Raw genomic sequence first — 23172 nt, 5'->3', positions numbered from 1 at the left:
CGTTTTTTTGTTTACTTTATTTTCTGGTATTCCTTTTTCTTCAGCATATCAGAAGCGGTTTGATAGAAAGAAATCGTTTCATTTACTAAATCCGTTCTTTCTTTTGAGATTGGTTTCTGGTCATAATAAATTTGAAAATCATTCTCAACACCTTCTTTTGGTAATAAACTCAATTGAAATTGTTTTACTTGTTGTTTTGGCGAAATAATAGTCAATACATTGTCTTTTATCATCCCTAAATCCTGATAAGTTGCAATCAAAGCTCTTGGTTTATAATCTGCTTTTAAGACGTCTTGCCCAAAAAATTTACTTTGGTAATTAAAATTTAAAAGCCCCATTAATGTTGGCATAATGTCTATTTGCGACATTAGGTTGGTGTAGCGCTGTGGCTCAATAAAACCAGGACTGTATATCATAGCCGGAATTCGGTATTTATCTACCGGAAGTTCTGTTTTACCTGCACTAGAAGCACAATGATCTGATACGATAACAAAAACAGTATTAGCAAACCAAGGCTTTTTTTTGGCCATAGTAAAGAATTTATTTAAGGCATAATCCGTATATTTTACACCACCTTCGCGCGATTTAGCATCTCCTGGAATATCAATTTTATTATTAGGATAAGTAAATGGTCTGTGGTTGCTTACCGTCATCCAATGGTTGAAAAATGGTTTTCCTGTTTTTGCTTCAGCATTCATAACTTTAATAGCTTTGTTTGCCATATCTTCATCACAAACGCCCCAAACATTAGAAAAGCTAATTTCTTGTGGTTTTAATGTTTTCTTGTCTACAATATCATATCCATTTCCGGAAAAGAAATCTTCCATATTGTCAAAAAAAGCATCTCCTCCATAAAGGTATTTTACATTGTAGCCTTTTTGTTTAAAAATACTCCCTGTAGTAAATTTATCTTTATTGTCTTTTCTTTTCACCACGCTTTCTCCTGCAGTAGGAGGTAAAGACAAAGTAACGGCTTCTAAACCGCGAACCGTTCTGTTTCCTGAAGCATAAAAATTAGTAAACAGTAAACTTTGAGTTGCCAAACTGTCTAAAAATGGAGTGATTCCTCGATCATTTCCATACATTTTCATAAAATCGGCACTAAAACTTTCTATGGTAATCAAAACCACATTTTTATGGTTTTCGGCAGCGGCACTTTTTATTTCTCTCAAAGTTGATTCTCCTGTAAGAGAGGGAATTTGTTGACCCAATAAAGCATAGGCTTCTTTTTCGGGTAGTGTTTTGTAGAATTTAAAATAATCCAGTTCGCTATTCATGAAAGCCAAATAAAACTTATAAATTCCATTGGCCTGTAGTTCGTTTGAAAAAATATTTTGAGAATTTTCTTTAGAGGCTAAAAACGGAATAGCAAAAAGGGAGAGCGCAAATAAAACAAGATAAATCCCCGAAATTTTAATTTTTTCCACAAAAGTTGGGATACTGTCAATATAGCTTCTTGATCCTTTTACAATGTAATAAGTCGCAATACCAGCAATAATAAATAGACCCGTAAACAGAGGAATTACAGGATAGGACTCCATAATATTCCCTATAACTTCATTGGTGTAAACAAGATAATTAACGGCTATAAAATTGTATTTAACCCCAAATTCATTCCAGAAAAAGTATTCGCTAATGGCATTTTGCAATATCAAAAGAACAAATAAGAACATGACAAAACTAAAAAGCCAATATCTTATTTTGCTTCGGTATTTTGGTAAAAAAAGTAATAAGCCAAATAAAATGGTTTTAATACCAATAAACACCAAACCTATTTCAGGCAATGCTCCACCATATTCCGTAAGGATAGATTTTCCCGAAATAATGTAGATTAGCAAAGCGATTAATATTCCTAAAATTATGTAACCGTATGGTTTTATATATTTTGTATTTGAAATAAAAATAAGATACAACCATAAAAATCCACTTGCGAGAATAAAAACAAAAAAATCTGAGACTAAACCAAAAGAGAAAATCTTAATGGCATCAGTCAAAATAAAAGATGTCTGCGTAATTGGATGGAAGAGTAAAACAATCCTTAAAATAAAACTTACTATAATATAGAATACAATAAGATTGTAAAAAGGTGATAATTTTTTATAAAACAACATAATAATGATTTTTTTGGTAAAAATAAGTAATTTCTTCTTACAAAGCTGTTAAGTTTTTGTACTATTTGTTGTCTTAATTTTTGCTTAATATGCATATAAAACATCAATATTTTGATCTATTTTAGGCTAAATTTGTTCACTACTAGCTTGTATATTAAGGAAGTTGTATTTTTTAATAGAAACAATTTTTAAAAGTAAAGAAAAGTCTATTTTTAAAGATTAGCTTAAAGAGAGTAGATTTGGTTTTAAATTTGAATAGAAAAAACGGTTAAATGCATATTTTAATTATCGAAGATGAATTGGGTATCGTTCAATTTCTCCAACAAGGTTTGGAGGAAGAGGGCTATCAAATCACCACTGCATCAGATGGAAGCATAGGTTATGAATTGACCCAAAAAGAAAATTTTGATTTGATTTTATTGGATTGGATGTTGCCTAATAAGTCTGGTTTAGAAGTGTGCAAAGCGATAAGATTAAAAGATAAAACGACTCCCATTATTTTTTTGACGGCCAAAGACACCATACAGGAAACTATTGAAGGCTTACAAGCGGGAGCAAATGATTACATAAAAAAGCCTTTTAGTTTTGAGGAATTGGTTGAGCGAATTAAGATTCACTTCAGAAATCAAAACAAAGAGGAGATTCTGACCTTAGGTACGATAAAAATTAATCTGGAAAAACATATTGTTTTAGTAAACGAAGAGGAAGTTTCTTTGACACAAAGAGAATTTGAATTGTTGTGTTATCTTGTTAAAAACAAAGGAAAAGTTTGCACTCGAAATCAAATCATAGAAGATGTATGGGACATTCATTTTGAATATGATACCGGTGTGATCGATGTTTTTATCAATGCCATTAGAAAAAAGCTGAATTTAAAAATTGAAGAAGACTACATCAAAACGGTTCGTGGTGTAGGCTATATAGCGAATGATTAAATTATTATGAAAGAACTTTCGTTTAAAAATAGAATTGCCTCTAATTATATCATCACAACTGCGCTTTTGATTTTTGCGGTTTTTTTTGTGATCTATTCCATTGTAAAATTCAGTGTTTACAATCATCTTAACACCGATATTTCAAAAGAAGTCGAAAACCATTTAAGTGAAATTGAAATTAAGGGCAATACTTTTTTTCTAATCCATATGAAAGAATGGGAGGAACGAGAGCACAATACCCTTGAAGTGAACCCCGTTTTTATTCAGTTTTTGAACCAAAAAGGAGAGGTTTTTGAAAAATCGCCAAACTTAAAAAATGAAGTTTTATATTTCAATAAAAAAATTGCCGATAATGTGTTGTTTGACACAAAGATATTGAATAATAAAATTCGTCAAATTCAGGTTCCAATTTATCAAGATACTGAAATTATTGGCTATTTGATGATCGCCATGTCGCTGGAAGGCGCCTCGATGGTACTTCAAAATTTATTCGAAATATTAATTATTGCCTATCCATTAATCCTTATTATTCTATTTCTTATTGCTCGATTTATCGCCGGAAGAAGCATAAAACCAATTAGCAGCATAATTGAAACGTCTAACATTATTACTAAAGACAACCTAAAATCTAGAATATTATTGCCACAAAAACAAGATGAATTATATGTTTTATCCGAGACAATAAATAATCTTTTGGATCGAATTGAAACTGCCGTTGAAAGAGAAAGGCAATTTACCTCGGATGCTTCGCATGAATTAAGAACGCCGCTGACCGTTATTAAAGGAACTTTGGAAGTTTTGATACGAAAACCCCGAAACCAGGAAGAATATCAAGATAAAATAAATTATTGCATTGCAGAGGTAAATCGGCTGAATAACTTAGTTGATCAATTACTTTTATTGGCACGCTATGAAAATCAAAAACAATCCATTAAAATAGAAAGCATATGCTTAAACGCAGTAATACTGGATGTGATTTCTAGGTTTTCAACTTCAATTCAGTCCAAAAATATTCAGATAATTACACAATTCCCTGATGATTTTTATGTAAAAAGCGACCGTTATTTGGCTTCAATTATCATTAATAATCTGGTTTCTAATGCAATTAAGTATTCTAATGATAATGCTCCATTAATCATTTCTCTAACGGAATCGAATGGCGAAGTACAATGTCATATTTCTGATTCAGGGATTGGAATAGCAAAAGAGGATTTAAAGAAAATATTCAATCCTTTCTTTCGTTCTAAACCTACGGATCATCCGGAAATTAAGGGAACCGGTTTAGGCTTGTCTATTGTAAACAAACTGTGCAAATTATTGAATATTACTATTAGCCTTAATAGCCAAGAACATATAGGAACTCAGGCAGTATTGCACTTTCATTAAGCGATCTTTAAGTATTACTTAAGGCAATCTTAAGTTAATTCCTATCATTATATTTTACTTTTGGGAAAAAAATATAAATGTTAGAAAAAATTATAACTTTTAGTTTAAAAAACAAACTTATTATTTTGTTGTTTACTCTAGGAATTTCTGGATTTGGAATTTATTCTATTTTCAAAATTTCGATTGGGGCGGTACCGGATGTAACTAATAATCAAGTTCAGGTTATTACCACTTCACGTAACCTTTCGACCCAAGATATAGAACAATATATTACCTATCCTGTCGAGATAGAAATGGCAAACTTGCCCGGAGTAACGGAAATTCGTTCCATTTCAAAATTCGGTTTATCTGTAGTAACCATCGTTTTTGAAGAAAATTTAGGAACCTATCTTCCGAGACAATTAATCGCCGAAAAAATAAAATCCGCTTCCGAGAAAATACCTCCCGGTTTTGGCACCCCGGAAATGGGACCAATAACAACGGGACTTGGCGAAATTTACCAATACACAATTGAGGTAAAACCCGAATTAAAAAATGAATATTCGATTAGCGATCTACGAACGATTCAAGACTGGATTGTCAAAAGACAACTTTCCGGAATAAAAGGTGTTGTGGAAATTAATACTTGGGGTGGTTATTTAAAACAATATGAAATTGCCATAAAGCCATCGCAATTAAAAGCAATGAATATCAGTACATCGGATGTTTTTACCGCTCTTGAAAAAAACAATGGTATTGCCGGCGGTGCTTATATCGAAAAAGCAAATCAAAGTTATTTTATTCGTGCCGAAGGAAAAGTAAATTCTCTGCAGGACATAGAAAACATAGTGGTTAAAAACACCAACGGATTACCTATTTATATCAAAAACGTGGCCGAAGTTAGTTTTGGCCATGCCAATCGTTTTGGCGCAATCACAGGAAATGGGGAAGGCGAGAAGGTTCTCGGGCAAGTTATGATGCTTAAAGGAGCTAATTCGAAACAAGTTATTAACGATGTGAAGGATAGAATTGCCTTAATCCAAAAAAGCTTACCGGAAGGAGTCTATATTAATGGATTTTTAGAACGTAGCGAATTGGTAGGAAAAACAACTTTTACGGTAGCCGAAAACCTCGTTTTAGGCTGCTTGATTGTTATTTTTGTCGTCGTATTATTATTGGGAAATTGGCGTTCCGGACTCGTCGTAGCCTCGGTTATTCCGTTATGTTTGCTTTTTGCAATATCCTTAATGAATTTATTTGGGATCGACGCTAATTTGATGAGTTTAGGCGCGATTGATTTCGGGATTATAATCGATGGAGCCGTAATTATAGTCGAATTTATTGCATTTCAAATCGCCAGTAAATCTGCCAAATTAGGGCCGCTTTCCAAGAAAGACCAACAAATAGAAATCGATAAAATTACCCATAAAAGTGCTTCCAAAATGATGAATTCAGCCATTTTTGGCCAGCTGATCATTCTGATTGTCTTTATTCCAATCCTTTCTCTTTCGGGAATCGAAGGAAAAATGTTTAAACCTATGGCAATGACTTTCAGTTTTGCATTGGTTGGAGCGATGCTCTTTTGTTTTACCTATGTACCCGTTGCTTCTTCTTTATTTTTAAAACCAACGGTAGAGAATCCAAATTCTTTGTCCAGTAAATTAATCCGAAAGCTAAATTCATGGTATTTGCCAATCATAACATGGGCTTTGGTCAATACTAAAAAAGTATTGTATGGGGCTTTGGGATTATTAGTCATGGCTGTGGTTTTGTTTACAACAATGGGAGGAGAATTTATACCCACTCTTGATGAGGGTGATTTTGTAATTCAACCCGTTCTTAAAACGGGAACGACATTGACCAAAACGATTGCCATCACCACAAAAATGGAAAAAATCATTCTGGATAATTTCCCAGAAGTAGATCAGGTCGTCAGCAGAATTGGAGCTGCCGAAGTACCCACAGATCCAATGAGTATGGAGGAAAGCGATGTAATTGTAAAGCTTAAACCTAAGTCTGAATGGGTGTCGGCATCCAATAAAGATGAGTTGGCTGATAAAATAAAAGCGGCTATTGAAAATCAAATTCCAAATATGGAAATTGAATTTACCCAACCGATAGAAATGCGTTTCAATGAATTGATCTCGGGTACGCGATCTGATGTGGCGGTTAAGGTTTTTGGTGAAGATTTGAATGTTTTGGCTCAAAAAGCGCATGAAATCAAAAAAGCAATTGCAAAAGTGGAAGGAGCATCGGATATTATTATCGAAAAAACGGAAGGATTGCCACAAATGACCGTAAAATACGATCGTTCTAAAATTGCCCGTTACGGATTGAATATTTCGGATTTAAATGAAATGATTGCCCTTGGTTTTGCAGGTAAAACCGTTGGAAATGTATTTGAAGGAGAAAAGCGTTTTGATGTGGTAATTCGATTAGATCTTTCAAACCGAACAGATATTGATGACTTAAAAAAGCTGTATATCTCAGCGCCATCTGGGGAACAAATTCCACTCGAAGAATTGGCAGCCATTGATTATACAGAAGGCCCAGCCAAGATATCAAGGGATAATACCAACCGTAGGGTTGTTGTTGGGATCAATGTTCGTAACAGAGATTTACAAAGTGTGGTGACCGATATTCAAAAAATTGTAGATACCCAAATCAAGTTACCCGCAGGCTATTATGTTCAATATGGCGGACAGTTCGAAAACTTGCAAAGTGCCAAAGCAAGGCTGATTATTGCCGTTCCCATTGCATTATTATTGATTTTTATACTATTGTATTTTGCCTTTGGCTCCATTAAAGAAGCCTTGATGGTTTATTCGGCGATACCGCTTTCGGCTGTGGGAGGAATTTTATTTTTATGGATAAGAGATTTACCTTTCAGTATTTCCGCCGGTGTTGGATTTATCGCTTTATTTGGAATTGCCGTTTTGAACGGAATTGTATTGGTAGAACATTTTAAGGAACTAAAACATCAGGGAATGAAGAATATTGATGAACTTATTTTAAAAGGAACTACGGATCGTTTGCGCCCCGTATTATTAACTGCAGCAGCAGCAGCCTTAGGATTTTTACCAATGGCTATTTCATCATCGGCTGGGGCAGAGGTGCAACGACCTTTGGCGACGGTAGTTATTGGTGGATTGTTTTCCGCTACGGTTCTAACGATGATTGTGTTGCCTATTTTGTATAAAATATTCGAAACCAAAACATTTAGTAAACCAAAATTCAAACCAAATCAAGGTGCAACATTTATCCTTTTGTTGTTATTGAGTTCTTCCTTTGCCTTTTCGCAAAAAGCAAATACTTCGTTAGATAGCTTGATAGCTATCGGAATGAGGAATAATAAAGGGATAAAAGCACATCAATTGCAAGTAAATAAATACGAGGCCAATATAAAAAGTGCTTACACATTTGACAAAACGAGCCTCTATTACAATCATGATCAAAATAATTTAGCTTTTAATAATGTTCCTTTAAATGTTATTGGAGTCCAACAACGCTTTGCTTTCCCAACAGTTTATGGAGCGCAAAAGAAAGTATATTCCTCAGAATATGAAAAAGAGAAAGCCAGTTTTGAAATCCAAAAAAATAAATTGTCATTAGAAATTTCAAAGCTTTATGAGCAGATTGTGTATTTGCAACATCAGGAAAAATTATACAGTTATTTGGACAGTTTGTATCAAAATTTTTCCAAAGCTAGCGACAGACGTTTTGATTTAGGCGAAACTAATTATTTAGAAAAAATAACAGCTCAAGCAAAATTCAGACAAATAAAAACGAAGTTGAACCAAATAGAATCTGAGAAAAAAGCACAATATTCTGTTTTACATTCCTTAATACAATCGGATGAAAATAGCGTCATTTCTGCAAATACGATCAAACCAATTGATATTTTAACAAACGATAGAAGTGAGTCAATTCAAAATTCTTATTTACAAAGTATTAGTGAAAATTACGAAAACCAAATTAAATTACAAAAACAGCATTGGTTACCCGATATTAATTTGGAATATTTTAGAGGATCCAATAAAGGTTTGTCTCAATCATTAAATGGATTTCAGGTTGGAATTGCACTTCCTATTTTATTTTCTGGCAACGTTTCTAAAACGAAAGTAGCGCAGTTAGAATTACAAAGTTGGGAACAACAAAAACAAAATGAAGAGCAAAAGAGAAATCATTTTGTTATTCAAAAAAAGAATGAATTATCTAAATACCAAGAAGCAATCAATTATTACAACCAATATGGTGAAAAATTGGCAGACGAGATTATAAAAGTAGCAAACGGAAGTTACAAGCATGGAGAGATTGATTTCTTTCAATACATACAAAGTTTAGAAAACGCCTCAACCATTCAAGTTGAATATTTGGATAATGTCCTTCAATTTAACAAAACACAACTTGATATTCAATATCTTAATTACTAAAATGTTTAAAATGAAAAAAACACTATATATACTTGTCCTTTCGATTGCCATTTTTTCTTGTAAAGAAGCAAAAACGGAAGAAGTAGCAGTTAAAGATGATAATCTAATTACTGTTACAGCAACACAATTTAAGTCGGGAGCAATGACAATTGCCACGCCAACAGAGGAAGATTTTGATGTAACGGTTAAAACATCCGGAAAAATAGATGTTCCGCCTCAAAATAGAGCGCAAATAACCACATTTATTGGCGGTTACGTAAAATCGACCACATTGTTGGTGGGAGATAAAGTAAGAAAAGGACAGGCTTTGTTGACTTTGCAAAACACTGAATTTCTTGACATTCAAAAAGATTACCTTGAAGTTGCGGAGCAAATTAATTATTTGAAATCCGAATACGAAAGGCAAAAGACTTTGTATGAGGAAAAAATAACCTCGCAAAAAAATTACCTCAAAGCCGAAAGTGAATTCAAGAGAGCCAAAGCCTTACACCAAAGTTTAAGAGCCAAATTAGTGCTTTTGAATATCAATCCGCTAAATGTGGAGAAAGGAAAATTGACATCAACCATCACTATTTCATCACCAATTACGGGAGATATAGTGATTATGAATGCCAATGTTGGCATGTATATCGCGCCTTCGGATGTTATTTTGGAAATCGTTGATACCGATCATTTGCATTTGGAATTGTCTGTTTTTGAAAAAGACATTTTAAAAGTGAAAGAAGGGCAAAAAATAAAATTTACGGTTCCCGAGGCTTCGAAAGAAGTATTTAAAGCCGAAGTTCATTTAGTAGGGAAATCTATTGAAGGAAATAACCGTACCATTAATGTTCATGGTCATTTGGATGAAAATATAAAACAAAAATTAATGACAGGCATGTTTGTCGAAGCCGCAATTGTAACTGATTCCAAAAAAGCTTTAGCAATTCCCGCGGATGCATTAATCACCGAAAACAACAAAAATTACGTACTTTTATTGAAGGAAGATAAAGATAATAGCCATCTATTCAAAAAAGTTGGAGTAAAAGTTGGGGAACGTACAGAAGGATTTGTAGAAATTATTCCTGATAATCAAATCAATGTGACTTCAAAAATTTTAATAAAAGGAGTTTTTGACGTTACTGATTAAAAGAATAGGATGACTAAGAATTAATTACATGATAACCTATTAAAAAACAACTATTATGAATGATGCTCATTTGCACTTGATTGTAAATCATTTCCCTATTATTGGGACAATTTTTGGTTTTGGAATTTTAATTGGCGGAATGTTTTTAAAAAACAATGCGGTAAAAAACACCGCTTATGTTTTATTTGTTGTGGCAGCTATTTTTGCTGCATTGAGTGTGGTAACTGGTGAAGGAGCCGAAAAATTAGTTGAAGATATGCCTAATATTGGAGAAAAGCTCATTCACAAACACCATGAAATTGCCGAAAAGTTGGCCTTAGTTCTGTATTTCTTAGGTGCTGTTTCAATTTTAGGATTCTATTTGAACCTTAAAAACCATTCAAAAGCCAAATTAGTTTCCTTTTTTGTGCTTGGTTTAGCTCTTGTTGCGATTTTTTTAAGTCAAAAAGTAGGAACCTCCGGAGGTGAAATTCGGCATACCGAAATTAGAGAAAATAGTACTGTTTCTAAGGCTGCAACCGATACTTCTGGATCAGTTTCAAGTCAGTAAGAAAGAGTATTAAAAATCATATTTAACAATTTAGTTTCATTAAGTTAAATTAAAAATAGAAATTCAATTAAAATATATTTTATATTTGCAACAGAAATAAAATTTATAAAACGAAACAAAATGTTTTCACTTCAATTACATCATCATCATTTTCATTATTGCTCTCAAGCGATGTGTTAATGGTATGTGTGTAAATCATCATATTCTAAAAACCCGTTTGAGTACATCAAACGGGTTTTTTATTACCCAATATTTGTACTCAATCAAAAAAAATTAAAACAACAACAAGAAAAAAGTCAAAAATGAGTACTTTAAAAATTGCAATCCAAAAATCAGGTCGTTTAAACGAAGACAGCATTCAAATCCTTAAAGATTGCGGAATCTCAATCAACAACGGAATTGACCAGCTAAAAGCGGAAGCTTCTAATTTCCCGCTTGAAGTTTTATATTTGAGAAATTCAGACATTCCTCAATATTTAATAGATGGTGTTGTAGATATTGCCATTGTTGGCGATAATTTATTAGTAGAAAAGGCAAAAGAAATTCAAGTAGTACAGAAACTAGGTTTTTCAAAATGCAAGGTTTCAGTTGCAGTCCCTAAAACATTCGAATACAAGTCGATTAAGGATTTAGAAGGATTACGAATAGCAACTTCTTATCCCAATACGGTAATCGAATATTTTAACTCCTTTGGAGTAAAGGTTGACATTCACCAGATTTCAGGATCAGTAGAAATTGCGCCTAATATTGGTCTTGCTGATGCCATTGTTGATATTGTTTCCAGCGGAAGTACCTTGTTTAAAAATAATTTAAAAGAAGTCGAAGTGATTTTGAAAAGCGAAGCCGTTTTGGCTGTTTCGCCAAAAGTGACTCCGGATGTTCAGAAATTAATTGACACTTTGAAATTCAGAATAGAATCTGTTTTAAGAGCGCGTAAATCAAAATACATATTGATGAACGTCCCAAATGACAAAATTGATGCTATCGGGAAAATATTGCCCGTTTTAAGAAGTTTAACCGTATTACCATTAGCTCAGGAAGGCTGGAGCAGTGTGCATTCAGTTATTGACAAAGACACTTTCTGGGATGTAATCGATCAGTTGAAAGAAGCCGGAGCCGAAGGTATTTTAGTTTGTCCAATTGAGAAAATGGTTCTTTAGAGTTTCGAATTATAAGTCATGAATTGTGAGTTTTAAAAAACTCAGCCAATAAATACTTTTGCGGATTTTGCAAAAACCTTTGCATAATTCGCGGTTAAATCACAAAAAAATGAATAAAATATACAATCCAAAACCGGAAACTTGGTCTACAATTTTAGAACGACCAACAAAAACTGTAGATGATATTGAAGCTACAGTGAAGGAAATTTTCAAAGAAATTCAGAAAAAAGGAGATAGCGCTGTCGCAAAATATACTTCTTTATTTGATGGTGTTTCTCTGCAAAATTATGAGGTTTCGAAAACTGAAATAAATCAGGCAATAGAATCGATTTCTGATGAATTAAAAGAGGCTATTCAATTGGCTAAAGCAAATATCGAAAAATTTCATACCGCTCAAAAAACAACAAGAGTTGAAGTTGAAACCATTGAAGGCGTAAATTGCTGGCAGGAAAAACGACCAATTCAAAAAATAGGTTTGTACATTCCCGGAGGAACGGCTCCTTTGTTTTCAACGGTTTTGATGTTGGCAGTTCCTGCTAAAATTGCGGCTTGCAACGAAATTTTTTTATGTTCGCCACCGGATAAAAACGGCAATATAAATCCTGCGATTTTATATGCTGCGAATTTGTGCGGAGTGACCAAAATACTGAAAGTGGGCGGAATTCAGGCGATTGCAGGAATGACTTTGGGAACGGAATCAATCCCAAAAGTATACAAAATATTCGGTCCCGGAAATCAATTTGTAACCGTAGCCAAACAATTGGCGACACAATTTGGCGTGGCTATTGACATGCCGGCTGGTCCGTCTGAGTTGTTGATTGTCGCTGACGATACCGCTGTTCCCGCTTTTGTAGCATCCGATTTGTTATCGCAGGCAGAGCACGGAACCGACAGTCAGGTGATCTTGGTTTCGACCTCAAAAAAACTCATTGAGGACGTTGAAAAAGAAATCCAAATCCAAATGGAGGTTTTGCCGAGAAAAGTCATCGCCGAAAAAGCTATTGCTAATTCTAAATTGATTTTTGTCGAAAATGACAAAATCGCTTTGGAATTAATCAATGAATACGGGCCGGAACACTTCATCATTTGTACCGATTCGGAGGATTATTACACAGATGGAATTTACAACGCCGGTTCTGTTTTCATAGGAAATTATACTCCCGAAAGTGCCGGAGATTATGCCTCGGGAACCAATCATACCTTGCCTACAAACGGATATGCAAAGAATTACAGCGGTGTCAATTTGGATAGTTTTACCAAATCGATGACTTTCCAAAAAATATCCAAAAAAGGAATTCAAAACATTGGAAAAGCCATCGAACTCATGGCGGAAGCCGAAGGTTTGCAGGCACACAAAAACGCAGTTTCCTTACGATTAAAAGCAATTGAAGATGAAAAATAATTTTGATATAAATAATTTAGTTAGGGAAAACGTAAAACAATTGAAACCCTATTCTTCTGCCAGAGATGAATTTGAGGATTTTGATACAGCCGATATGATTTTTTTGGATGCCAATGAAAACCCTTTCGAAAATGGAGTGAATCGCTATCCTGATCCGCAGCAAAATAATGTAAAAACGGTTTTGGCACAACAAAAAAACGTTAATTCGAACCAAATATTACTAGGAAACGGCAGCGATGAAGTGTTGGATTTACTCTTCAGGGCTTTTTGCGAACCAAAAGAGGATAACGTAATCACTTTGCCGCCAACCTATGGGATGTACGGTGTTTTGGCCAACATCAATGCGGTAGAAAACAGGGAAGTGCTGCTTTCGGAAGATTTTCAGCCACAAGTTGAAAAAATTCTGGCTAAAGTCGATGAAAACACGAAAATGATATTCCTCTGTTCTCCAAATAATCCAACCGGAAATTCCTTTTCTGATGAAAGTGTTGTTACTTTATTAGAAAGCTTTAAAGGTTTGGTGGTTATTGATGAAGCCTATATTGACTTTTCTGAAAAAGAAAGTTGGATTAGTAAATTGGATGAATATCCAAATTTAATAATCACCCAAACGCTTTCTAAAGCCTACGGTTTGGCAGGAATCCGATTGGGAATTTGTTATGCATCAACAGCAGTGATTTCGGTTTTAAATAAGATAAAACCACCTTACAATGTCAATGAATTGACACAGAAAAGAGCTTTGGATAGATTAGAAAATAAGGAAAAAATAAAATCAGAAATTGACTCTATAGTAAAGCAAAGAGAAGAATTACTTAAAGTTTTACTTGATATTAATTTTGTAAAAAAAATCTATCCTACCGAAGCCAATTTTATTTTAATAAAAGTGGATGATGCCAATAAAAGATACGATGATTTAATCAATAAAGGAATCGTCATCCGAAACAGAACTACGCAGCCATTATGCGAGAATTGCTTGCGACTGACAATTGGAACAGAAGCAGAAAATAAAAAACTAATAGAAGCTTTACAAAGCAGTGAATTATAAAACCTATTCAGGTATAATTAATAAAATTTAGAATGAAAAAAGTACTTTTTATAGATCGTGATGGAACGATGGTTTTGGAACCAAAAAATTATCAACTAGATAGTTTAGACAAACTCGAATTTTATCCGAAGGCATTTCAGTATTTATCCAAAATTGCCAAAGAACTAGAATATGAATTGGTTATGGTTACGAACCAAGATGGCCTAGGAACGGAAAGTTTTCCAGAAGATACCTTTTGGCCTACGCAAAATTTCATTCTGAGAGCTTTTGAAAACGAAGGCGTTCTTTTTGATGATATTTTTGTAGATCGTTCTTTTCCGGAAGAGAACGCTCCAACCCGTAAGCCTAGAACCGGAATGCTGACGAAATACATTGATAATCCTGCCTATGATTTGGAAAACTCCTTTGTTTTAGGTGATCGCTTAACCGATGTGGAATTAGCTAAAAATTTAGGCGCAAAAGCAATTTTTATCAATAAAGAAGAAGGATTAGGAAGCGCGGAAATTACTTCAAAAAGGGAAGAACTTGATTCGGTTATTACATTAGAAACAACAGATTGGAAAGTAATTTATGAATTCTTAAAATTAGAAGCTCGTTCCGCTTCGATTGAAAGAAAAACAAATGAAACGGATATTTTTATTAATTTAAATCTGGATGGAACCGGAAAAAGTAAAATTGAAACCGGAATTGCTTTTTTTGATCATATGTTGGACCAGATTGCCCGCCACGGACAAATGGATTTGGAAATTACTGTAAAAGGAGATCTGGAAGTCGATGAGCATCATACGATTGAAGATACAGCAATTGCACTCGGGGAAGTTTTTGCCAAAGCATTAGGCAATAAATTAGGCATCGAGCGTTACGGTTTTTGTTTGCCGATGGACGATTGTTTGGCGCAGGTTGTTATTGATTTTGGGGGAAGAAACTGGTTGGTTTGGGAGACCGAATTCAAACGTGAAATGGTTGGGAAAATGCCGACGGAGATGTTTTATCATTTCTTCAAATCATTTTCGGATGGTGCCAAAGCAAACATCAACATAAAAGCCGAAGGAACGAACGAGCATCACAAAATTGAGGCTATCTTTAAGGCTTTTGCCAAAGCAATAAAAGTGGCCGTAAAGCGCGATACCGAAAAGATGATTTTGCCGAGTACGAAAGGAATGCTTTAGGAAATTATAAATTTTGAATTATAAATTATCAATGAAAATTGTCATTATAAATTACGGAGCGGGAAATATTCAGAGCATCATGTTTGCTATCGAAAGATTGGGTTTTAAAGCCGTTCTGAGCGATAATCCCGAGGAAATAAAAGGGGCCGACAAAGTAATTTTTCCAGGAGTAGGCGAAGCCAGTTCCGCGATGGAAATGCTTCGAAAAAGCGGTTTGGATGCGTTGATCCCCACTTTAAAACAGCCAGTTTTGGGAATTTGTTTGGGAATGCAATTGATGTGCAAAACATCCGAAGAAGGAAATACCAAAGGATTGGGAATTTTTGACATCGATGTGATAAAATTCACTTCAAAAGTAAAAGTGCCGCAAATGGGTTGGAATCAGATTTACAATCTGAAATCGTCTTTATTCGAAGGAATAAAGGAGAAGGAATACATGTATTTGGTGCACAGTTTCTATGCCCCAAATTGTCCTGAAACCATCGCCACGACGGATTACGAAGTGGAATACGCCTCGGCCTTGCAAAAGAATAATTTTTATGGAACCCAATTTCATCCCGAAAAAAGCGGCGATGCAGGAGAACAAATTTTGGGAAATTTCCTAAATCTTTAAATTAAAAAATCCAATGAGAATAATACCAGCAATAGATATCATCGACGGAAAATGCGTTCGTTTATCGAAAGGTGATTACAATACTAAGATTATTTACAATGAAAACCCGCTTGAAGTAGCCAAAGAATTTGAGGCGCACGGCATTGAATATTTGCATTTGGTGGATCTGGACGGAGCCAAATCGAGTCAAATTGTCAATTATAAAATATTGGAACAAATAGCGACAAAAACCAAATTGAAGATTGATTTTGGTGGCGGATTGAAATCGGATTCCGACTTGAAAATAGCTTTCGAAAGCGGCGCAAACCAAATCACTGGAGGAAGTATTGCCGTTAAAAACAGGACGATATTCGAAAAATGGATAGCCGAATATGGCGCAGATAAAATCATACTTGGAGCAGACGCCAACAACGAAAAAGTAGCCGTTTCGGGCTGGCTTGAAGATTCAAACGAAGATTTGATTCCGTTTATTCAGGACTATCAAGAGAAAGGGATTCAGTATGTAATTTGCACTGATATCGCCAAAGACGGCATGCTCGAAGGACCAAGTTTTGATTTGTACGCTAAAATTTTGGAGCAATGCAATGTCAAATCGGGAGGATCAGCGATTAAATTGATTGCTTCGGGAGGGATTTCCACCTTTAATGAATTGCCAAAATTAGCCGAATTGGGTTGCGAAGGAACGATTATCGGAAAGGCAATTTATGAAGGGAGAATTTCGTTGAAACAATTAGAACAATATATAATATCACTGTAGAGAAGCATTGCAGTGCGTCTCTACGATATGAAACAATACAAAAAAAATGCTAACAAAAAGAATAATACCCTGTCTTGACATAAAAAATGGAAGAACGGTAAAAGGCGTTAATTTCGTAGATTTACGGGATGCAGGAGATCCGGTAGAATTGGCCAAAATCTATTCGGATAAAGGTGCCGATGAACTGGTTTTTTTGGATATTTCAGCAACAGAGGAAAGGAGAAAAACCTTGGTTGATTTGGTTCGAAAAGTGGCTTCAACGATAAACATTCCGTTTACGGTTGGCGGCGGAATTTCTTCGGTTTCCGATGTTGAAATATTGTTGCAAAACGGAGCCGATAAGGTTTCTATCAATTCTTCGGCGGTAAAAAATCCGCAGCTGATTAATGATTTGGCGCAGAAATTCGGAAGCCAATGCGTGGTTGTTGCTATTGATGCCAAACAGATTGACGGTAAATGGATTGTTCATTTGGTTGGCGGGAAAGTGCCTACCGAGTTGAACTTATTTGATTGGGCAAAGGAAGTGGAGCATCGTGGTGCGGGCGAAATCCTGTTTACCTCGATGGATAACGACGGAACCAAAAATGGTTTTGCAAACGAAGCCCTGGCGAGACTTTCGGAACTGGTAAATATTCCGATAATTGCTTCTGGTGGAGCTGGAAACATACAACACTTCGTAGACTGCTTTAAGATCGGGAAAGCAGATGCAGCCTTGGCGGCAAGCGTATTTCATTTTAAAGAAATCGAGATAAAAACATTGAAAAGAGAATTAAAAAACAACGATATCGAGGTTAGGCTTTAAAATCCTAGAATCGAATCCCGATGTCTATCGGGACTAAATCCTAAATTGAAATGAACATAGATTTTTCAAAAAATACAGACGGCCTAATTCCGGCAATAATTCAAGACAGCGAAACCAAAAATGTCCTGATGCTGGGTTACATGAATGCCGAAGCCTATGATATGACAATCGATACCCGTAAAGTGACTTTTTACAGTAGAACCAAGAAAAGACTTTGGACAAAAGGGGAGGAAAGCGGCAATTTTTTACACCTAATTGATGTAAAAAATGATTGCGACAACGATACGCTTTTGATTCAGGTAAAACCCGAAGGTCCAACTTGCCACAAAGGTACTGACAGCTGCTGGTCAACAGAAAACAAGCCGAATTATGGTTTTATTTCCTCTTTGGAACAAACAATAAAACAGAGAAAAGAAAACGCCGATTCTGAAAAAAGCTATGTTGCTTCCCTATTTAAATCAGGAATGAATAAAATAGCCCAAAAAGTGGGAGAGGAAGCGGTAGAAGTGGTTATTGAAGCTAAAGACAATAATGATGATTTGTTCTTGAGTGAAAGTGCTGATTTATTATTTCACTATCTCATTTTATTGCAAGCCAAAGGATTTGAAATAGATGATGTGGTTAATGTCTTAAAAAGCCGTCAAAAATAGCAATCTGTTCTTTGCAAAATAAAATCAAAACCCAATGGTATATTCATTTACTATTGGGTTTTCTTTTTTTTGAAACAGCAATAGATTATATTTACTCTAAATTTAAAAGCTACTTCAAATGGGACAAGAACTCTATAATAGAGAGTAATTCCCCAGTAAATAATAGCATAATCGTATATTATGAAAACTAAAAAAATATCGAATCTAGAGAATTTTTCGGGTACTATTTTAATACCGGTTTTTGAAACTAGCTCCAAGAGTATTATTCCAATAAAATTTGATGATATAGAGATTTCTTCAAAAGTTTTTTATGGAAAAAAAGACACTCATTATTTGGCCGAAAAGAATAACAATATTTACTTATTTATTGGTTTAGGAAAAGAAATCGATTATAGATCTATAAAAACGATTTTTAGAAGAATTTCCTCAAAAGAAATAGAAAGTTTCCCGAAATGCGTGGCATTATTTATCCCTGAACAATTTAACGATGCATTAGTTGAAGCTAGCGTTTCAGGATTGCTTTTGGGTACTTACAATCTGGGGCATTATAAAATTAAAGGAAAGCATCCTTTTTTAGATGATCATTTCGAATTAGAAATTTTATCTACAAATGATCATTCGGTAATTATAAATAAAGCTATAAAGATTGCCAGAGCCCAACTCGAAACATTGCGATTGGTAGATTTACCTCCTAATAAAGTTTCGCCTAAATATCTGGCGAATTGGGCGATGGACAAAGGGGCTAAATATGGTTTTGAAGTTGAAGTTTTGGGCTTAGAAGCTTGTGAAATACAAGGTTTAGGCGCTTTTTTAGCAGTAGGAAAAGCTAGCCAACACGAGCCTCAATTTATAATCATGAAATATGTTCCTAAAGAAAATGAAAAATCTTTAAAACATATTGGATTGCTAGGAAAAGGAATCACATTTGATACCGGTGGTTTAAACATCAAAACAGCAGGAATGCTAGAAATGAAATGCGACATGGCTGGAGGAGCGGCTGTATTTGGAGCAATGCAACTCATCGCCGATTTGCAATTGCCAGTTAAAATAACAGCAATTGTTCCTTGTGCCGAAAATTCGGTAGACAATAAGTCCCTTTTGCCTAGTGATGTGATTCATAGTTATAGCGGAAATTCAATTGAAATCATTGATACAGACGCTGAAGGACGATTGATTTTAGCCGATGGATTATCTTATTTGATTAAAAACTTTGAACCCGAATATATCATTGACATTGCCACATTGACAGGAAGTAGCATGGGAACATTTGGTCATGAATGTGCCGCTTTATTTACCAACAATGAAGCCATTTCAAAAAAACTACAAAAAGTAGGGGATGCTATTGGCGAGCGTTTATGGCCATTACCATTATGGGATGTTTATAAACAAGATATTGAAAGCGATATTGCTGATGTTAAAAATTATAGTGGTAAACCCCTTGCCGGTGCTATCAGTGCAGCTAAATTTTTGGAGTATTTCACACAAGACCATCCCGCTTGGGCACATCTGGATATTGCCGGGGTGGCTTTTGGAGATGATGAATTTGCCAAAAGTAAGCATGCAACTGCTTACGGTGTCCAGTTATTAACCCAATTTATAGAAGAGTTGTAAAACCATTTTAAAAGAGAATTCTTCTTTAACAAAAAGATTAAAATTACCTACATTTATCGTTTTATTTTAAAAGTTTCATATTCATGAAAAAATATTTCAGCGTTGTTTTTATTGCATTTTTTATTTCTAACTCAGCAAGCGCTCAAGGCTTACTGCAAAAATCGAATGAAGTTTTCACCAGACAAGATTCCTTAAGAGGAAGCATAACCAAGGAAAGAGCTTGGTGGGATGTAAAATACTACCATCTTAACGTAAAAGTAAATCCTGCAGACAGCACAATTACAGGATCTAACTTGATTAGATACAAAGTATTGGATGCTTACAATCGTATGCAAATTGATTTGCAAAATCCTATGAGAATTGATAAAGTAATTCAGGATGGCAAAGAATTGAAATTCCAACGAGAAGGAAATGCTTTTTTCATTGAATTGCTTGCTCCGCAAATAAAAGGAGCCGTAAAAGAATTGACTGTCTTTTATGGCGGAAAACCTAAAGTGGCCGTAAACCCACCATGGGATGGAGGAATAACTTGGAAAAAAGACAATAATGGTAACCCATTTATTGCCTCTTCCTGTCAAGGATTGGGCGCCAGCGTATGGTGGCCTAATAAGGATCATATGTATGACGAGGTAGAGAATATGTTGATTAGCGTTAATGTTCCCGGTAATTTAATGGATGTTTCCAATGGTCGTTTGCAAAGTGTAAAAAAATTAAAAGACGGCACAAAAACCTTCAATTGGTACGTATCAAATCCAATCAATAATTATGGGGTGAATATAAATGTTGGAGATTATGTTTCTTTTTCCGAAAAATATAAAGGTGAAAAAGGAGATTTAGATTGTAGTTACTATGTTCTAAGAGATGATTTAGCCAAAGCAAAAATTCAATTCAAGGACGTTCCGCGAATGCTTAAAGCTTTCGAGCATTGGTTTGGGCCTTACCCTTTTTATGAAGACAGTTACAAACTGGTAGAAGCGCCCTATTTAGGAATGGAACATCAAAGTTCTGTGACCTATGGCAATAATTTTGAAAATGGATATCGTGGAAGAGATTTAAGCGGAACAGGCTGGGGACTAAAATTTGATTTTATTATCATCCATGAATCAGGACATGAATGGTTTGCAAATAACATCACTTACAAAGATATCGCTGATATGTGGATTCATGAGAGTTTTACCAACTACTCCGAAAGTCTTTTTGTGGAATATTATTATGGTAAACAAGCCGGTTTTGATTACGTAAAAGGTGTTAGAAAAAGTATTCAAAACGACAAACCAATTATTGGGCGCTATGATGTAAACAGCGAAGGTTCGGGCGATATGTATTATAAAGGAGCGAATATGCTACATACTTTACGCCAGATTGTGAATGATGATGAGAAATGGAGAAGCATTTTGAGAGGATTAAACAGTACTTTTTACCATCAAACGGTTACTACAAAACAAATTGAGGACTATTTAAGCACCGCAGTTGGCGTAGATTTATCAACTTTCTTTAACCAGTATTTAAGGGACACCAGAATACCTACATTAGAATATTATTTTAAAGGGAATACCTTAGGATTTCGTTGGGCAAATTGTGTAGCTGATTTTAATATGCCAATTAAAGTAACTATAAATGGGACCGAAAAATGGCTTCAACCGAAGACTGATTGGAAACAAGAAACAATTGAAGCCGAAAATCAAAAACTGAAAATTGATGCCAATTTTTATATCGCTCAATTTAATATCACAGAATAATATTTATTAATTTTATCCCAGAATATAAAACAGACGAACGGACTTATTCTATCACTTTTATGAAAAACTCAAATGCCATCTTGTTCTGCTTTATATTTTTGGGAATTACTGTTTCTGGTCAAGAAAAAAGTATTCCCAGTGTAAAACCGAATGCGATTCCTATTATTGACAGTACGAGTATCGCTCAGGATAGCGTATTATTGTCAAAAACAAATGAGATGCTTGATGAGGAGCAATATTGGAGCATAATTGAAAAATCACTAAAAGAATATACGGACCAAGAAGATCAAGAACTTTTTTTAGTTTCTGAAATAGAAAAATTGACTCCAAAAGAAATAATAGGATTTCGTTTAAGGACAGATAAACTTCTATTTGACACCTATAACCAAGAATTGTGGTGCGCCGCCTTTATTATGAATGGCGGAGTTTCTGATGGAGATTTTGATTATTTTAGATGCTGGATAATTTCTAGAGGCAAGGATGTTTTTTATAAAGCAAAGACAAATCCTGACTATTTGATTAATGAAGTCATTGCCAATAAGGAATCCTATCAATTTGAAGGTTTCTGGTTTGTGGCCGTTTCAGCATTTAAAAATAGTACCGGTCAAGAATTATATCCTTATATTGATTATGAGCAATTCTTGACGAATGACGAAAATTATCCTTTGTTAGATTTTACTTGGAACGTTGAGGAACCAAAGACCATGGAGCTCATTTGTCCTGTATTATTTAAAAATCTTTGGAAATAAACAATTCAGTCTGTATTAAAGTTATTTTCAAATAATTGTATTTGGCTTTTTAATCTTTCGATAAGCATACTCATCATCCTTTTATTTAGGCTTGATGAGTTTTTTATATACAGGAGGTACTCATCTGTAGTGAATAAACCAATGATCATCCCTTTCAACGCATTTCGAAATTTAATGTCTTTTTGTATTGCATTTTCAATTGTGGCCAATTTTTTCTCCACCGATTGGGAATAAAAATCCCCTTTGTACTTGGATATATAATTATTAAAAGAAGCAATAAACAGTTCGTTTTGCAATTTCAGTATTGGTCGAAGTACCTGATTTTGAAACATTTCATCCGATGAAGATTGAGCGCTTACACTTCCAATAGTTTCTCCACGGAGTTCCTTTAAAAAAACATCTCTTTGGTTCATATTTTTCTTTAAAAATAAAAAAAAATAAGTGTAGAAACGTTATTTTAGCATTATAAAATAAAAACTATGAGATTTCATACCAGAAAATGGGTAAAACCCGAAGATTTGAATCCAAATGGGACTTTATTTGGCGGAAAATTGTTAGCTTGGATCGATGAAGAGCTGGCCTTATACACGATTATTCAGCTAGAGAATCCCAAAGTTGTTACCAAACACATGTCTGAGATAAATTTTAGAAGTTCGGCAAAACAAGGCGATATTATTGAGATTGGAATTGATGTCGTAAAATTTGGAAATACCTCACTCACCTTAAAATGTGAAGTTCGCAACATGATGACACGCGAAACAATTATTACCATAGATAATACCACGATGGTCAATCTGGGAGCCGATGGAAAGCCAAAAGCACATGGTAAAACAGAAATTGAGTATGTTAAAAATCGCCTTTAATAAATCTTAAACGCGATCTTTTAAAAAAAAACTAATCTGAATTTTAACAGAATGATATTAAAAATAAGCCTTCACTATTTTTAAAAAAG

Annotated in this window: 19 protein-coding genes; 17 read left to right on the top strand and 2 right to left on the bottom strand. The window is 34.6% G+C overall.

Translation table 11 applies throughout. From position 1 onward, the window contains the following. Positions 1-11 precede the first annotated feature (11 nt). The gene (locus ACMDB5_RS11455; protein ID WP_413998393.1) at positions 12-2111 is read right to left on the bottom strand and encodes an LTA synthase family protein; all 2100 of its coding nucleotides are present in this window, start codon (positions 2109-2111) and stop codon (positions 12-14) included. A gap of 272 nt (positions 2112-2383) precedes the next feature. On the opposite strand from ACMDB5_RS11455, the gene ACMDB5_RS11450 reads away from it, so the two are divergent. The 16 genes from ACMDB5_RS11450 (at position 2384) to ACMDB5_RS11375 (ending at position 22220) form a co-directional block, all read left to right on the top strand. Further along, complete coding sequence (locus ACMDB5_RS11450) at positions 2384-3046, top strand: response regulator transcription factor (protein WP_413998392.1); 663 nt, start codon at positions 2384-2386, stop codon at positions 3044-3046. 6 nt (positions 3047-3052) lie between these two features. Then, on the top strand, positions 3053-4432 hold the full coding sequence (locus ACMDB5_RS11445) for a sensor histidine kinase (protein ID WP_413998391.1): 1380 nt from the start codon (positions 3053-3055) through the stop codon (positions 4430-4432). A gap of 77 nt (positions 4433-4509) precedes the next feature. After that, positions 4510-8844, top strand: coding sequence for a CusA/CzcA family heavy metal efflux RND transporter (locus tag ACMDB5_RS11440; RefSeq protein WP_413998390.1), 4335 nt, complete (start codon positions 4510-4512; stop codon positions 8842-8844). A gap of 10 nt (positions 8845-8854) precedes the next feature. Next, positions 8855-9973: an efflux RND transporter periplasmic adaptor subunit gene (locus ACMDB5_RS11435; protein WP_413998389.1), complete on the top strand. Its 1119-nt coding sequence runs from the start codon at positions 8855-8857 to the stop codon at positions 9971-9973. Positions 9974-10028: 55 nt separating this feature from the next. Further along, positions 10029-10523: a DUF2231 domain-containing protein gene (locus ACMDB5_RS11430; protein ID WP_413998388.1), complete on the top strand. Its 495-nt coding sequence runs from the start codon at positions 10029-10031 to the stop codon at positions 10521-10523. Positions 10524-10825: 302 nt separating this feature from the next. Then, positions 10826-11683 (top strand): ATP phosphoribosyltransferase, encoded by an 858-nt coding sequence (hisG, locus tag ACMDB5_RS11425; protein ID WP_413998387.1) that lies wholly within the window; start codon positions 10826-10828, stop codon positions 11681-11683. Positions 11684-11792: 109 nt separating this feature from the next. After that, positions 11793-13085, top strand: coding sequence for a histidinol dehydrogenase (gene hisD, locus ACMDB5_RS11420; protein ID WP_413998386.1), 1293 nt, complete (start codon positions 11793-11795; stop codon positions 13083-13085). Then, positions 13075-14130 (top strand): histidinol-phosphate transaminase, encoded by a 1056-nt coding sequence (hisC, locus tag ACMDB5_RS11415; protein WP_413998385.1) that lies wholly within the window; start codon positions 13075-13077, stop codon positions 14128-14130. Before hisD ends, hisC begins: the two co-directional genes overlap by 11 nt. 32 nt (positions 14131-14162) lie before the next feature. Beyond that, a complete protein-coding gene (hisB, locus tag ACMDB5_RS11410) occupies positions 14163-15299 on the top strand; it encodes a bifunctional histidinol-phosphatase/imidazoleglycerol-phosphate dehydratase HisB (protein WP_413998384.1) in 1137 nt (378 codons plus the stop codon). A 31-nt stretch (positions 15300-15330) separates the two neighbouring features. Then, positions 15331-15912 carry an imidazole glycerol phosphate synthase subunit HisH gene (hisH, locus tag ACMDB5_RS11405; protein ID WP_413998383.1) on the top strand — a complete coding sequence of 194 codons (582 nt, stop codon included), beginning with the start codon at positions 15331-15333 and terminating at the stop codon, positions 15910-15912. 13 nt (positions 15913-15925) lie between these two features. After that, positions 15926-16669 (top strand): 1-(5-phosphoribosyl)-5-[(5-phosphoribosylamino)methylideneamino]imidazole-4-carboxamide isomerase, encoded by a 744-nt coding sequence (gene hisA / locus ACMDB5_RS11400; protein ID WP_413998382.1) that lies wholly within the window; start codon positions 15926-15928, stop codon positions 16667-16669. A gap of 46 nt (positions 16670-16715) precedes the next feature. Next, on the top strand, positions 16716-17471 hold the full coding sequence (gene hisF, locus ACMDB5_RS11395; protein ID WP_413998381.1) for an imidazole glycerol phosphate synthase subunit HisF: 756 nt from the start codon (positions 16716-16718) through the stop codon (positions 17469-17471). Positions 17472-17521: 50 nt separating this feature from the next. Continuing rightward, positions 17522-18121 carry a bifunctional phosphoribosyl-AMP cyclohydrolase/phosphoribosyl-ATP diphosphatase HisIE gene (hisIE, locus tag ACMDB5_RS11390; protein ID WP_413998380.1) on the top strand — a complete coding sequence of 200 codons (600 nt, stop codon included), beginning with the start codon at positions 17522-17524 and terminating at the stop codon, positions 18119-18121. 180 nt (positions 18122-18301) lie between these two features. After that, a complete protein-coding gene (locus tag ACMDB5_RS11385) occupies positions 18302-19732 on the top strand; it encodes a leucyl aminopeptidase family protein (protein ID WP_413998379.1) in 1431 nt (476 codons plus the stop codon). An 83-nt stretch (positions 19733-19815) separates the two neighbouring features. Further along, on the top strand, positions 19816-21471 hold the full coding sequence (locus tag ACMDB5_RS11380) for a M1 family metallopeptidase (protein ID WP_413998378.1): 1656 nt from the start codon (positions 19816-19818) through the stop codon (positions 21469-21471). Between the two features lie 59 nt (positions 21472-21530). Further along, positions 21531-22220, top strand: coding sequence for a DUF4240 domain-containing protein (locus ACMDB5_RS11375; RefSeq protein WP_413998377.1), 690 nt, complete (start codon positions 21531-21533; stop codon positions 22218-22220). Between the two features lie 5 nt (positions 22221-22225). On the opposite strand, the gene ACMDB5_RS11370 is transcribed toward ACMDB5_RS11375, so the two are convergent. Further along, positions 22226-22633: a glyoxalase gene (locus ACMDB5_RS11370; RefSeq protein WP_413998376.1), complete on the bottom strand. Its 408-nt coding sequence runs from the start codon at positions 22631-22633 to the stop codon at positions 22226-22228. A gap of 66 nt (positions 22634-22699) precedes the next feature. Between ACMDB5_RS11370 and ACMDB5_RS11365 the strand changes: the two genes are divergently transcribed. Continuing rightward, the gene (locus ACMDB5_RS11365) at positions 22700-23083 is read left to right on the top strand and encodes an acyl-CoA thioesterase (protein WP_413998375.1); all 384 of its coding nucleotides are present in this window, start codon (positions 22700-22702) and stop codon (positions 23081-23083) included. The last annotated feature ends 89 nt before the right edge of the window (positions 23084-23172 follow it).

Source organism: Flavobacterium sp. W1B (genome assembly GCF_047344965.1).
In the GTDB taxonomy this organism is placed as follows: Bacteria; Bacteroidota; Bacteroidia; order Flavobacteriales; family Flavobacteriaceae; genus Flavobacterium.
The sequence above is the reverse complement of the archived record's forward strand: the minus strand, read 5'-3'. Positions and strand labels throughout refer to the sequence as shown.